9 protein-coding genes are annotated in these 12,771 nt (G+C 69.3%); 4 read left to right on the forward strand and 5 right to left on the reverse strand.

From position 1 onward, the window contains the following. Window positions 1–2,544 (reverse strand): ATP-binding protein, encoded by a 2,544-nt coding sequence (locus ACIPC1_RS23535; RefSeq protein WP_402519974.1) that lies wholly within the window; start codon window positions 2,542–2,544, stop codon window positions 1–3. A 382-nt stretch (window positions 2,545–2,926) separates the two neighbouring features. Between ACIPC1_RS23535 and ACIPC1_RS23540 the strand changes: the two genes are divergently transcribed. Together ACIPC1_RS23540 and ACIPC1_RS23545 are read left to right on the forward strand one after the other, a co-directional pair. Further along, window positions 2,927–3,883, forward strand: a complete 957-nt coding sequence (locus ACIPC1_RS23540) for an ABC transporter substrate-binding protein (RefSeq protein WP_402519976.1) — start codon at window positions 2,927–2,929, stop codon at window positions 3,881–3,883. A gap of 85 nt (window positions 3,884–3,968) precedes the next feature. Continuing rightward, window positions 3,969–4,409: a PAS domain-containing protein gene (locus tag ACIPC1_RS23545; protein WP_402519978.1), complete on the forward strand. Its 441-nt coding sequence runs from the start codon at window positions 3,969–3,971 to the stop codon at window positions 4,407–4,409. A gap of 270 nt (window positions 4,410–4,679) precedes the next feature. Here the strand turns inward: ACIPC1_RS23545 and frc are convergent, their stop codons facing one another. Next, window positions 4,680–5,936 (reverse strand): formyl-CoA transferase, encoded by a 1,257-nt coding sequence (gene frc / locus ACIPC1_RS23550; RefSeq protein WP_384386499.1) that lies wholly within the window; start codon window positions 5,934–5,936, stop codon window positions 4,680–4,682. 120 nt (window positions 5,937–6,056) lie between these two features. Then, window positions 6,057–7,808: an oxalyl-CoA decarboxylase gene (oxc, locus tag ACIPC1_RS23555; protein ID WP_402519980.1), complete on the reverse strand. Its 1,752-nt coding sequence runs from the start codon at window positions 7,806–7,808 to the stop codon at window positions 6,057–6,059. Between the two features lie 265 nt (window positions 7,809–8,073). Between oxc and ACIPC1_RS23560 the strand changes: the two genes are divergently transcribed. Continuing rightward, entirely contained in the window at window positions 8,074–9,666 is a 1,593-nt protein-coding gene (locus ACIPC1_RS23560) for a FadD7 family fatty acid--CoA ligase (RefSeq protein WP_402519982.1), read from the forward strand. 9 nt (window positions 9,667–9,675) lie between these two features. Here the strand turns inward: ACIPC1_RS23560 and ACIPC1_RS23565 are convergent, their stop codons facing one another. Both ACIPC1_RS23565 and ACIPC1_RS23570 read right to left on the reverse strand, forming a co-directional pair. Further along, a complete protein-coding gene (locus ACIPC1_RS23565; protein ID WP_384386489.1) occupies window positions 9,676–10,611 on the reverse strand; it encodes a LysR family transcriptional regulator in 936 nt (311 codons plus the stop codon). Window positions 10,612–10,665: 54 nt separating this feature from the next. After that, a complete protein-coding gene (locus ACIPC1_RS23570) occupies window positions 10,666–11,640 on the reverse strand; it encodes a 2-dehydropantoate 2-reductase (protein WP_384386486.1) in 975 nt (324 codons plus the stop codon). 123 nt (window positions 11,641–11,763) lie between these two features. On the opposite strand from ACIPC1_RS23570, the gene moaA reads away from it, so the two are divergent. Continuing rightward, window positions 11,764–12,753 carry a GTP 3',8-cyclase MoaA gene (moaA, locus tag ACIPC1_RS23575; protein ID WP_402519984.1) on the forward strand — a complete coding sequence of 330 codons (990 nt, stop codon included), beginning with the start codon at window positions 11,764–11,766 and terminating at the stop codon, window positions 12,751–12,753. Window positions 12,754–12,771: the final 18 nt, after the last annotated feature.

The following is a 12,771-nucleotide window of genomic DNA, read 5'->3' on the forward strand; positions in this document are numbered from 1 at the left end:
TCACTTGCTCGTGCCTTCCGGGAATGAGGATCTGTTGCTCTGAGTGGTCTGTTCGGGCGGTGCCCCGAAGCGGTGCGCGCCGAGGTCCATGTCCAGCGCGCTCTCGCTCTGGGCCCGCAGGACCGCTGCCTCGAACTCGTCGAGCTCGGAGCGTGCGGCATCGGGGTCGACGGGCTGCCAGGCGGGCGGCCGTGGCGTCGGCATGGGCTGCTTGGGCAGCCGGGTCGAGGCCGTGGTGGACGACAGGGTCGCACCGCGCACCCGGCGCCGCAGCGAACCGGCGCCTTCGACGGGGTCCGAGGGGGCCGCGCCGGAACCGCCGTTGCCGCGCGGCCGGCCGAGTCCGTTCGTGGGATGGGCCAGGGCGTCCTCGCCGCCGGTTCCCGTCGCGGGTTCGGGCCTGCGCGTGTGACCGGGGAATTCCTCGCCCGGGCGGGCCCGGACCCTGCGGGGCAGCGCCGAGGCGCCGGGCGCCGGCTCCACCGTCGCGGAACGCGGCTCGGGCGGCCCGGAGCGACGGGCGGCCGGCATGATGTGCGGGGCCCGCGTCGCGGCTCCCGTCGGGTCGGCGAGCAGCAGATGCGAGGGCGGGATCGCGACGGTGACGGTGACACCGCCGCCCGGGGTGCGGGACAGCACGACCTCGATGCCCCAGCGCCGGGACAGACCGCCGACCACGAAGAGGCCGAGGACCTCGGTGGGCGCCAGGTCGAGTCGTTCGCGGCGGATCAGCCGGGCGTTCTCCTCGGCCAGCCGCTCGGGGCTCATCCCGAGGCCGTGGTCGATGATCTCGACGAGAGCGCCCCCGGTGGAACCGTGCCGCGGCCGCAGAACCACTTCCACGTTGCTGGAGGCCGGGGAGAACATCACCGCGTTCTCCAGCAGTTCGGCGAGCATCAGCGTCAGGTCGCCGACGATGTCCGGGGCGATGTTGACATCGCCCTCGGCGTGCGGCGTGACGCGCTGGTAGCCCTCGATCTGGCCGAGCGCGGCGCGGACGATGTTGCTGAGCCGCATGGGACCGGTGCTGAGGCCGCCCTCACGGATGCCGGCGAGCAGCATCAGGCTGTCGGCGTTGCGCTGCAGGCGTACGGCGATGTGGTCGATGCGGTAGAGGCGTTCCAGTACCTCGGGGTCCGTCTCACCGCGCTCCACCGAGTCGATCAGCGCGAGTTGACGTGCCGTCAGGTTGCTGACGCGGCGGCCGACGTTGCCGAACATGACGGCGATGTTGCGGCGGCTCACGACCTGGCGTTCCAGCAGGGCGGTCGCGGTGACCTGAACCTGGTTGAAGGCCTCGGCGAGTTCGCCGATCTCGTCGCGGACCGGCACGGGTACGGCGTCCAGGCGCGGCGGGCTCGCGTCCTCGGCGTCGTCGTCCGCGACCCTGGCCAGCTCGGTCCCGGCCGCGGCGGCCACGTGCTGAGCAGCCCCAGTGAGTGCCCGCACGGTCCGCAGCACGGAGCGGCGGACCAGCACGGAGAACAGGAACCAGGACACCAGGGCGAGCACGGTGCCCGAGATCAGCCAGGTCACGCCCCACCAGGCGTCGGTCGACGCCTCGTCGGCCTGGGTGGCGAGTTGTCCGATGAGCGACTGGGTGATCTTCAGTCGGCTCTCGGCCTGGCGCGCGTATGTCGGCTCGGCAGTCAGCGCGTCGGAGAGGGCGACGCGCAGCTCGGCCGGGGTTCCGGCGATCAGCGCACTCGGGTCGACCTGGAGCTGTGCGAAGTGCTGCGCGATGACGCCCTGGTACGGGTTGTGTTCCATCCCGTCGATCGCGGCGGCCTGGTCCGGTCCGGCGAACCGGGTGAACCGGTCGGCCTGGGAGAGGTACTGGTCGTAGTCACCGACGGCGCTGGTGAACTCGATGAGCGCGTTCGCGTCCCCGGTACGGGCCGCGAAGACGCTGGTCTCGAAGGACGCGTGGGCGGTGTCGGCACGCAGCAGCGCATCGAGCAGACTGGCCGCGGAGGTCGAGGACGTTTCGACCTGGCCGAGCCTGAGACCGTTGATGAGGCCGTCGATCACCGATCCGTAGGCCGGGTCGATGTTGTCGGCGGGGATGGGCCCCTGCTCGACCGTCTGGCGGAGGGTGTCCAGGCCGTCCAACTCCCTGAGCACCTGGGCCTCGGCCACGGGCATCCGGTCCCCGAAGGCGGAACGGACCGCGTCTGCCTGGATGTTGACCTTCTGCTGCGCGTCGAGGTACGCGGAGGTGTCGGGCGGGCCGTCGCCGTCGCTTGCGGCCTCGTAGCGCAGGGAGACGAGGAGCGCCTGCCGGTGCTCGGCCTGCACGCTGTCGATGAGCTTGGTGACCTGTGCGCTGTCCCGCACCACTTGGGCGGTGCCGGCGGCGGTGAGGGCCCGGTCGACCTGCGCGTAGATGACGTAGGAGAGCATCGCCGAGACGACCGCGAGCGGCACGATCACCAGGACGTTGAGCTTCCGACGGAAAGGCCAACGGTCAAGGAAGGGCGGAGTCCGGCCTGTTCGGGGGGCCGCTGACGGCTCCTCCAGGACGGCTTTCCTGTGCGCGGGCACCAAACCTCCTTGACTTCATTCCATGGAAGCCCGCTGTCCGGGCTTGGTGAGTTCGGGGTCGCGACAGCGCACTCAGGCCGGCAAGTGGAACAAGGCCCTCGACTCGGCCAACATTAGCGGCTGCCGGAAGCGTTCGGCCATGATCAACCAAACTTCGACAGGCCGAGACGTCGGGTTCATTCACATACTGGTCACATTGTGCCCACGGGATGAAGCCAGCCGGTTTCCAAAGGTGATGGTGAGTTGATCCCGCGGTGACCCTATGGTCTCTGTCAGTGATCAATTCGTGTCTTGACGGTGCGTAAGCAGGGTCGGTTTGATCGTCTGGACCATCGCCGCGCCGTGCGTTTCGGCCGCCATCCCCGCCCGATGCCAAGTCTGGATGACCAACGTGACCTTCGCCCGAAGCACCCGAACGTCCGCAACGTACGCTGTTTCCCTGCTGGTTGTGGCCGTAGCCGTTCTGACGGGCTGCGGCTCCTCCGACGCCAACAGCGCCGACCCCTTGCAGGATGACGCGACCGCCGGCGGGACGGTCGTGGTCGGTTCCAACAACTTCCCCGAGAGCATCCTGCTCGCCGACATCTACGGCGAGGCTCTCAAGTCCAAGGGCATCAACGTCAGTTACAAGCTGAACATCGGTAGCCGTGAGACCACGTACGGGTTGATCAAGAACGGCACGATCACGGTCATGCCCGAATACAACGGCGCTCTGCTGTCGTATCTGAATCCCGACGCGGTTCCGACGTCGACCGAGGACGCCACCAAGCTCATCAATGCCGATCTCGACTCGAAGCTCGCCCTGTTGGAGGCGTCCAAGGCCGAGGACAAGAACGCGATCGGCGTCAACGAACAAACCGCCAAGCAGTACGGACTCACCAGCGCGTCGACGATCGCCGACCTCTCCAACGTGGCATCCGACCTGGTCATCGGCGGGGCGCCGGAGTTCCAGACCCGTCCGCAGAGGCTGCCGGGCCTCAAGTCCGAATACGGCCTCGAATTCAAGTCCTTCAAGGCGCTGGACGCGGGCGGTCCGCTGACGGTCGCGGCCCTCAAGGGAAACAACATCCAGGTCGGGGACATCTTCACGACGGACCCCACGATCAAGGCGAACAAGTTCGTCATCCTCAAGGACCCGAAGAACCTCTTCAGTTTCCAGAACGTGATTCCGCTGACATACAAGAGCGATCTCCCGGCGGAGGGAGTTTCCGTGCTCAACGAGATATCGGCGAAGCTCGACACGGACGTCCTGATCGATCTCAACAGCCAGGTGCAGACCGACAGCATGGACCCGCTGGACGTGGCCAAGGCGTGGCTGTCCTCCGTCGGGCTGTCCTGACCGACGTGCGGTCGGCCGGGCCAATGGAGTCGCCGAACTGTATGCAGTATGCTGACGGCTCCAGCGGCCCAGGCTCGGAGGAGACATGGAAGATCTGGATCCCGAGGTGGTGCTGGGAATGGCTGCCCAGGCACCCGACGGCATAGTGATCATCGACCGCGAAGGGCTGATCCGCTACTGGAACCGTGGGGCGGAGCGCATCTTCGGGTTCACCGCGGGCGAGGTCGCCGGGCGCAGCCTGGACATCATCATCCCCGAGAAGCACCGCCGACGTCACTGGGACGGCTTTGTGACGGCCATGGAGCAGGGGACCAGCCGGTACGGGGATGCGGACCTCCTCGCGGTTCCCGCGCTGGGGGCGGACGGCCGCAAGCTCTCCATCGAGTTCAGCGTCGTGCTGCTGACCGATCCCGACGGCGGCGCGGCGCACTGCGGCGCGGTCATCCGGGACGTCACCGCGCGCCGGGCACGGGAGAAGGAGCGGATGCGCCGTAGCGAGGCAGCCGCGGAACACACCACAGCCTGAAACAGCCTGAGACAGACGCACCACCGAGACACCGGGCCACCGCCGCGACACGCGACGGTGGCCCTCCCGCGTCCTACCCCCGCGCGCCCCCGCACGCCCTGCCTGGGCCCTGCGTACGGCCCTCACCGCCCGCGTCACACGTCAGGGCCCCTGACACCCCGCACCACACGCCGGCCGCCTGCGTACGGTCCTCACGCCCCGCACCACATGCCGGTGCCCTGCGCACGGGTTCTCGCGCGCAGGGCACCGGAGCATTTCAGCGGGGTCAGGTCAGGCGACGACCTTGCCCTCGTGCAGCTTGCGGATGTCGTTGGCGTCGTAGCCGAGGTCTGCGAGCACCTCGTCGGTGTGCTCGCCGAGCAGCGGCGCACCCTCGATCTCGGGCTTGAAGCCGGAGAACTTGATCGGGCTGCCCACCGTCAGGTAGGTGCCGCGCTCCTTCTGCTCGACCTCGACGATCGTGCCGCTCTTGCGCATGTCGGGGTCGGCGGCGAGCTCCTTCATGCTGAGCACCGGGGCGCAGGGCACGTCGAACGTGCGCAGGATGTCGACCGCCTCGTACTTGGTCTTGTCGGCCAGCCACACCTCGATCTCACCGAAGATGTCCATGATGCGCGGCTGGCGGGCCAGGGCGGTGGTGTACTCCGGGTCCTCGGCCCACTCGGGCTTGCCGATGGCCTCGCAGGTACGCACCCAGTTCTGCTCCTGGATGGTGAAGTAGATGTAGGCGTTGGGGTCGGTCTCCCAGCCCTTGCACTTCAGGATCCAGCCCGGCTGGCCGCCGCCGCCGGCGTTGCCGCCACGGGGCACCGCGTCGCCGAACTCGCCGTTCGGGTACTGGGGGTACTCCTCCAGGTAGCCGAGCTTCGCCAGGCGCTGCTGGTCACGGAGCTTGACCCGGGTCAGGTTGAGCACGGCGTCCTGCATGGACACCGATACCTTCTGGCCCAGGCCCGTCGCGTTGCGCTGGATGATCGCGGTGAGCAGGCCGATCAGCAGGTGCATACCGCTGTTGCTGTCGCCGAGGGCCGCGCCGCTGATGGTGGGCGGGCCGTCCCAGAAACCGGTGGTGGACGCGGCGCCGCCGGCGGCCTGGGCGACGTTCTCGTAGACCTTGAGGTCGTTCCACTTCGAGTCGTCGTTGAAGCCCTTGACGGAGCCGAAGATCAGCCGCGGGTTGAGCTCGTGGATGTACTCCCAGCTGAGGCCCATCCGGTCCATGGCGCCCGGCGCGAAGTTCTCGACGAGGATGTCGGCCTCGCGGATCAGCTTCTCCATGACCTCCTTGCCCTCGGGGGCCTTGGTGTTGATGGCCAGCGAGCGCTTGTTGCTGTTCAGCATGGTGAAGTAGAGGGCGTCGAGGTCCGGGATGTCACGGAGCTGACGGCGCGTCACATCTCCGCCGTTGATGCGCTCGACCTTGATGACGTCGGCGCCGAACCAGGCGAGCATCTGTGTACACGCGGGACCGGCCTGGACCCCGGTGAAGTCGATCACCTTGATTCCGGCGAGCGGCTTTTCACTCATGATGTATTCCTTCTCCTGATTGCTCTCGGTGCGAGAGTCGGCTGTGCGGGGGCAGAAGTTCGGGGTGGAGCTTCCGGGTGGAGTGCTCGGGGTCGAGGCGCTCCGTCTCCGAGGGGTGACTCACTTCTTCTTCGGCGTGATGTTGCCGACGGTGATGCCCTTCGGGTTGAGGTGCGCGATGTGGCCGCTCTCGGTGCCGGCCGAGGGGTCGATCACGCAGTCGATGAGCGCGGGGCCGCCCAGGGCCAGCGCCTCCGTGAGAGCGGCGGTGACCTCGGCGGGCGTGGTCGCGCGGTAACCCTTGCCGCCGAACGCCTCGATCATCAGGTCGTGGCGTGCCGAGAGCATCAGGGTGGTCGGCGACGGGGCGTCGTCCAGGGGGTTCACGTCATCGCCGCGGTAGACACCGCCGTTGTTCATGATCACGGTGATCACGGGCAGGTTGTAGCGGCAGATCGTCTCCAGCTCCATGCCGCTGAACCCGAAGGCGCTGTCGCCCTCCACGGCCACGACCGGCTCGCCGCTCTCGACCGCGGCGGCGATCGCGTAGCCCATGCCGATGCCCATGACGCCCCAGGTACCGCTGTCGAGGCGGTGCCGCGGTACGTGCATGTCGATCACGTTGCGCGCGATGTCCAGCGCGTTGGCGCCCTCGTTGACGATGTACGTCTCCGGGCGCTCGACCACGATGTCGCGGATCGCCTTGAGCGCGCCCATGAACTGCATCGGGTGCGGGTCGGCCTTGAGTCGCTCCGCCATCTTGGCGACGTTCTGCGCCGAGCGCGTCGCCAGCTCCTCCCGCCAGGCGGTGGGGGCGGCGATCTGGCCGGGCTTGGTCCGCTCGGCGATCGCGTCGAGCACGGACTCGATGTCTCCGACGAGCGGGGCCGCGATGGGCTGGTTGCTGTCCAGCTCCTTGGGCTCGATGTCGATCTGGATGAACTTCGCGTCGGGGTTCCAGCTCGGTGCTTCGCCGTGGTTCAGCAGCCAGTTGAGGCGGGCGCCGACGAGCACGACGACGTCGGCCTTCTTCAGCGCCAGCGAACGCGCGGTGGCCGCCGACTGCGGGTGGTTGTCGGGCAGCAGGCCCTTGGCCATCGACATCGGTACGTAGGGAATGCCGGTGGACTCGACGAACTCGCGAACCTTGTCGTCCGCCTGCGCGTACGCGGCGCCCTTGCCGAGCATGATCAGCGGCCGCTGTGCCCCCGCCAGCAGCTCGATCGCCCGGTCCACCGCCTCGGGCGCGGGCAGCTGACGCGGAGCGGGGTCGACGAGACGGCTCAGCGTCTTGGCGCCGGCTTCCGCGTCCATGATGGAGCCGAGCACCGCGGCGGGAATGTCGAGGTAGACACCGCCGGGACGCCCGGAGATCGCGGTGCGCAGCGCGCGGGCGATGCCACGGCCGATGTCCTCGACCCGGCTCACCCGGTACGCCGCCTTCACGAACGGCTGCGCCGCGGCGAGCTGGTCCATCTCCTCGTAGTCGCCCTGCTTCAGGTCGACGAGGTGGCGCTCGCTGGAGCCCGAGATCTGGACCATCGGGAAACAGTTCGTGGTGGCGTTCGCCAGCGCGACCAGCCCGTTGAGGAAGCCCGGTGCGGACACCGTCAGTGCGACGCCGGGCTTCTTCGTGAGGTAACCGGCCGCCGCGGCAGCGTGTCCCGCGTTGCTCTCATGGCGGAAGCCGATGTAACGGATGCCCTGCGCCTGCGCGAGGCGGGCCAGGTCGGTGATCGGGATGCCGACCACCCCGTAAATGGTGTCCACGTCGTTCAACTTGAGAGCGTCTACGACCAGGTGGTACCCGTCGGTGAGCTCCGTCGGAACGTCGGCGGTCGCCGCTGTCTCCAGTGTCGAGGGGGCGGTCATGATCCGAGGTCCTCCTTGGGCAGGTCCTGCCAGTGCGGCTTCTCATCTCACCATCCTGACCTGGGCTCCGCGCGTCCAAGACCCATCGACGACCAGCTGATAAACAGCATCTATCGATGGCAGGTGGCAGGCACCTGACCTGCCGGGCAAGCTCTTGATAGACGCCTGCTATCGGCCGTTCGCCAGTGCGTATTGGACGCACACCGCACACCCCCGCAGGCTCGCAGTGGACTGGTACATCAGACGTGGCGCGGGAGGTGGGGTCATGGCCGTTCCGGCAACGGCATCCGTGTGCGACGCGGACCGGTACGGGCCACCCTCGGTGACGGGCCTGGTCGATCTCCTCGACCGGCACGTCCGCGAGCGTCCGCACGCCCGGGCCCTCGTCGTCACCGGGGACCGGGTGCACCTGTCCTACCGCGCTCTCTCGGCCCTGGCCGACGACGTGGCGGCCCGGCTCGGCGCCACCGGGCTGCGGCGCGGCGACGCGATCGGGCTGATCTGCGCCAACAACGCCGAGTTCGTCGTCGCGCTGCTTGGTGCGGCGCGGGCCGGTCTGGTGCTCGCTCCGCTGGACCCGACGCTGCCCGCGACGCAGCTGTCCGACCGGCTCGAAGCACTGGGCGCCCAGGCGCTCCTGCTCGGTCCTTCCGTGAACGACGCCCCGTTGGCCGCCCAGGTGCCCGTCCCGACCTGGCCGCTCCGCGTCATCGCCTCCCGTGCCGGGACGGCGACTGTCGCCCTGGACACGAGCGCGCCTGCCGTACGGGAGGTCCGGGGCGCGGCCGGCGAACTCTCGACGCAGGACGCCCTCGTCCTGTTCACCGCGGGTACCACCGCCCGCGCCAAGATGGTCCCGCTGACGCACGCCAACGTGGCCGCGTCCGTGCAGGGCATCTGCGCCACCTACGAGCTGGGGCCCGGCGACGCGACAGTGGCCGTGATGCCGTTCTTCCACGGCCACGGCCTGTTCGCGGCGCTGCTGGCCACGCTGGCCAGCGGCGGATGCGTACTGCTGCCGGAGCGCGGACGGTTCTCGGCGCACACGTTCTGGGACGACATGCGGGCCGCCGGAGCCACCTGGTTCACCGCGGTCCCGACCATCCACGAAATCCTCCTGGACCGGGCGGGGACCGAGTACCCGGGTCCGCAGACACCGCCGCTGAAGTTCGTCCGCAGTTGCAGTGCGCCTCTCAACACCGCGACGCAGCGGGCACTGGAGCGCACGTTCGGCGCTCCGCTGCTCTCCGCGTACGGGATGACCGAGTCCACGCACCAGGCCACCAGCGAACCGCTGCCGTCGCGCGGGCCGCTGAAGCAAGGGTCGGTCGGCAGGTCCACCGGAGTGGAGCTCCGGGTCGTCGACCCGAGCGGGCGTACGTCCGCGGTCGACACCGAGGGCGAGGTGTGGGTGCAGGGTCCGACCGTCGTCCGCGGCTACCTCGGCAACCCGGGCGAGACGGCACGCAGCTTCACCGACGGCTGGCTGCGCACCGGTGACCTGGGTGTACTGGACAAGGACGGGTATCTGTCCCTCACCGGGCGGATCAAGAACCTCATCAACCGGGGCGGCGAGAAGATCTCGCCCGAGCATGTCGAGGACATCATCGCCGGTTGCCCCGGAGTCACCGAGGCGGCGGTGTTCGCCATCCCCGACGCGGTCTACGGGCAGCGGGTCGGCGCGGCCGTGGTCGTCCGCGAGGGAGAGAGCATCGGGTCCGAGCAGATCCTGCGCTACGCCCGTGACCGGCTGGCGGCCTTCGAGGTGCCCGACCGGCTCGAACTCGTCGCGGCGCTGCCGCACACCGCCAAGGGAGCGCTCGACCGGCTGGCGGTGGAGGCGAAGTACGGGCAGTGAGAGCCGGGCTCAGCGCACGCGGTGCTCGGTGGGCAACGATTCGTTGAAGAAGTCGTCCAGCGCGAGTCCCGTCGCCGCGTTGACGAAGGCCCGGGCGGCGACCGAGCCGGGGGTGGCCGCGTGGATCGCCACCGAGACCTGCGCCCCGGCCTCCGGGTCGATCAGGTGCAGCGCTCTGGTCCGCCCGATCACCGGCATCGCCCGCAGCCACGCGTGGGGCACGATGCTCGCCCACTCGCCGCCGCCCACGTGGGCGTAGAGGGAGGCGATCGAGTCCGTCTCCACCTGCGGAGTCACCACGAACCCCTTGTCCGCGAAGACACTGTCGATGATCTGGCGGATCCGCATGTCGGGCGTGAGCAGCGCGAGCGGCAGCTGGGCCGCGTCCGCCCAGGTCATGGTGGAGGTGGTCTGCGAGGTCAGCTGATCGGCGGAGATCAGCAGCATGTACCGCTCCTGGTACAGGGGGACGACCTGGAGGCCCTCCTGGTCGCCGGGGTCGAAGTGGGCGATCGCCACGTCCAGCTCGTAGTCGCGCAGCTGGCGGTGCAGTTCCTTCGTCGACAGCCGGGAGCGGACCTGCACCTTGGCCAGCGGGTGCGCCGCGCAGAACGCGGCCACGGGAAGCGCCAGGGTGGTCGACGCGGTGGGGTCCGTGCCCAGCCGCAGCGTCCCGGTGATGCCGGACTGTACGGCGGCCACCTCGGCCTTGAACGCGTCCTGCTCGGCGAGGATGCGCTTGGCCCACACGACGAGCCGTTCGCCCTCAGGGGTGAGGCCCTGGTAGTTGTGCCCGCGGTTGATCAGCGTGACGTTCAGCTCGCGCTCCAGCTTGGCGATCGCCGCCGAGAGCGCGGGCTGCGAGACGTAGCAGGACTCCGCCGCCCGGGCGAAGTGCCTCTCCCTGGCCACCGCTACGAAGTACTCCAGCTGACGAAACAGCATGAACGACTCCTCGCTGGTGCCATGTGATCACCCAACCCTACCCAGCCCGAGCGATCACGCCGTCCTCCCGCCCCGCGCCAGCAGGTCGGTGGTGGCGTGGACCGCTCGCAGGGTGGGTGCCTGGGCGCCCGAGATATCGGCCATCTCCACCACCGCGGTCACGATGGCGTCGAGCTCCAGCTGCTTGCCGGCCTCCAGGTCCTGGAGCATCGAGGTCTTGTGGTGCCCCACCCCTTCGGCGCCGCGCAGCCGCTTCTCGATCGAGATGTCGGGCGTGCTGCCGACCCTGGACGCGATGTCGAGGGTCTCCTCCATGAGCAGGGTGACCAGCCGCCGGGTCGGCGGGTGTCCGCAGATGTCGGCCATCGTCGCCCGGGTGAGCGCGCTGATCGGGTTGAAGGCGACGTTGCCCATGAGCTTGATCCAGATGTCGTCGCGCAGGTTCGGCTCCACGGGGCTCTTCAGTCCGCCCGCGACCATGGCCTCGCTCAGGGCCGTACAGCGGTCGGAGACCCCGCCCGCCGGCTCGCCGATGGAGAATCTGGTGCCCTCCAGGTGCCGGATGACGCCGGGGGACTCGATGACCGTGGCGGGGTAGACCACACAGCCGATCGCCCGCTCCGGCGGCAGCACCCGGCTGGTGGCACCGGCGGGGTCGACCGCCTCGATGCGGCGGCCTTCGTAGGGACCGGCGAGTTTGTGGAAGTACCACCACGGAACGCCGTTCTGGCCGGCCACGACCGCGGTCCGTTCGCCGAGCAGTGGGGCGATGAGCGATCCGCTGGACGGGTAGGAGTGCGCCTTCAGCCCCAGGAACACGTAGTCCACGGCGCCGACCTCGGCCGGGTCGTCGGTGGCGTGCGGGTGGGCCACGAAGTCGCCGCGCGGGCTGTTCACCCGGACCCCGTGGGCCCGTATCGCCTTCAGATGCTCACCTCGCGCGATGAGGTGGACCTCGGCGCCACCACGGTGCAGGGCCGCTCCGACATAGGCGCCGATCGCACCTGCTCCGAGGACTGCGATTTTCATGGTGGCTCCTCTCAGCGGGGGACGTGATGAATACTGTATGCAGTATCCTCAAGGGATGTACAGACTCGTGCACGCAGAGCGAGAGGGGCGGTTCTTGTTGGCCGAAGCGAAGGGGGACGGCTCGTGCTGATCGATACGTACGGCCGGATCGCCACCGATCTGCGGGTTTCACTGACCGACCGCTGCAATCTGCGGTGCACCTACTGCATGCCGGAGGAGGGCCTGCAATGGCTGCCCAAGCCCGAGCTGCTCACGGACGACGAGATCGTGCGCATGGTCTCGATCGCCGTGACGGAGCTGGGCGTCACGGAGGTGCGCTTCACCGGCGGCGAGCCCCTGCTCCGGCCCGGCCTGGTGGGTATCGTCGAACGCTGCGCCGCCCTCGACCCGCGCCCCAGGCTCTCCCTCACCACCAACGGCATCGGCCTGGCCCGCACCGCCGAGGCACTGCGCACCGCCGGGCTCGACCGGGTCAACGTCTCACTCGACACCCTGAACCCCGAGGTCTTCCGCACCCTCACCCGCCGCGACCGGCACCACGACGTCATCGCGGGCCTCGCCGCCGCCCACGACGCGGGCCTCACCCCGGTCAAGGTCAACACGGTCCTCCTCCGCGGCGTCAACGACGGCGAGGCCGCCGACCTGCTCGACTGGGCCCTGCGCCACGCCTACGAGCTGCGGTTCATCGAGCAGATGCCGCTCGACGCCCAGCACGGCTGGCAGCGCGAGAACATGGTCACCGCCGCCGAGATCATCGAACGGCTCGCGGCCCGTTTCGCCCTCACCCCCGAGTCCTCCGCGGTTCGCGGCTCCGCGCCCGCCGAGCGCTGGCTGGTCGACGGCGGACCCGCCCGGGTCGGAGTGATCGCCTCCGTCACCCGGCCGTTCTGCCGCGCCTGCGACCGCACCCGGCTCACCGCCGACGGGCAGGTCCGCGACTGTCTGTTCGCCCGCGAGGAGACCGACCTGCGTGCAGTCCTGCGTTCCGGTGCGCCGGACCGGGAGATCGCCGACAGCTGGCGCACCGCGATGCGCGGCAAGAAGCCAGGATCCGGCCTCGACGACCCGTCCTTCCTCCAGCCACAGCGCCCGATGTCCGCGATCGGCGGCTGACACCGCCCGACTGCCCGG

Source organism: Streptomyces sp. NPDC087263 (genome assembly GCF_044744645.1).
Classification (GTDB): Bacteria; Actinomycetota; Actinomycetes; order Streptomycetales; family Streptomycetaceae; genus Streptomyces.

Coding starts and splice junctions, on each gene's coding strand:
- ACIPC1_RS23570 (WP_384386486.1), bottom strand. CDS start 11,640: ATGAAAATCGCAGTCCTCGGAGCAGGTGCGATCGGCGCCTATGTCGGA.
- ACIPC1_RS23545 (WP_402519978.1), top strand. CDS start 3,969: ATGGAAGATCTGGATCCCGAGGTGGTGCTGGGAATGGCTGCCCAGGCA.
- frc (WP_384386499.1), bottom strand. CDS start 5,936: ATGAGTGAAAAGCCGCTCGCCGGAATCAAGGTGATCGACTTCACCGGG.
- ACIPC1_RS23540 (WP_402519976.1), top strand. CDS start 2,927: ATGACCAACGTGACCTTCGCCCGAAGCACCCGAACGTCCGCAACGTAC.
- oxc (WP_402519980.1), bottom strand. CDS start 7,808: ATGACCGCCCCCTCGACACTGGAGACAGCGGCGACCGCCGACGTTCCG.
- ACIPC1_RS23560 (WP_402519982.1), top strand. CDS start 8,074: ATGGCCGTTCCGGCAACGGCATCCGTGTGCGACGCGGACCGGTACGGG.
- ACIPC1_RS23565 (WP_384386489.1), bottom strand. CDS start 10,611: ATGCTGTTTCGTCAGCTGGAGTACTTCGTAGCGGTGGCCAGGGAGAGG.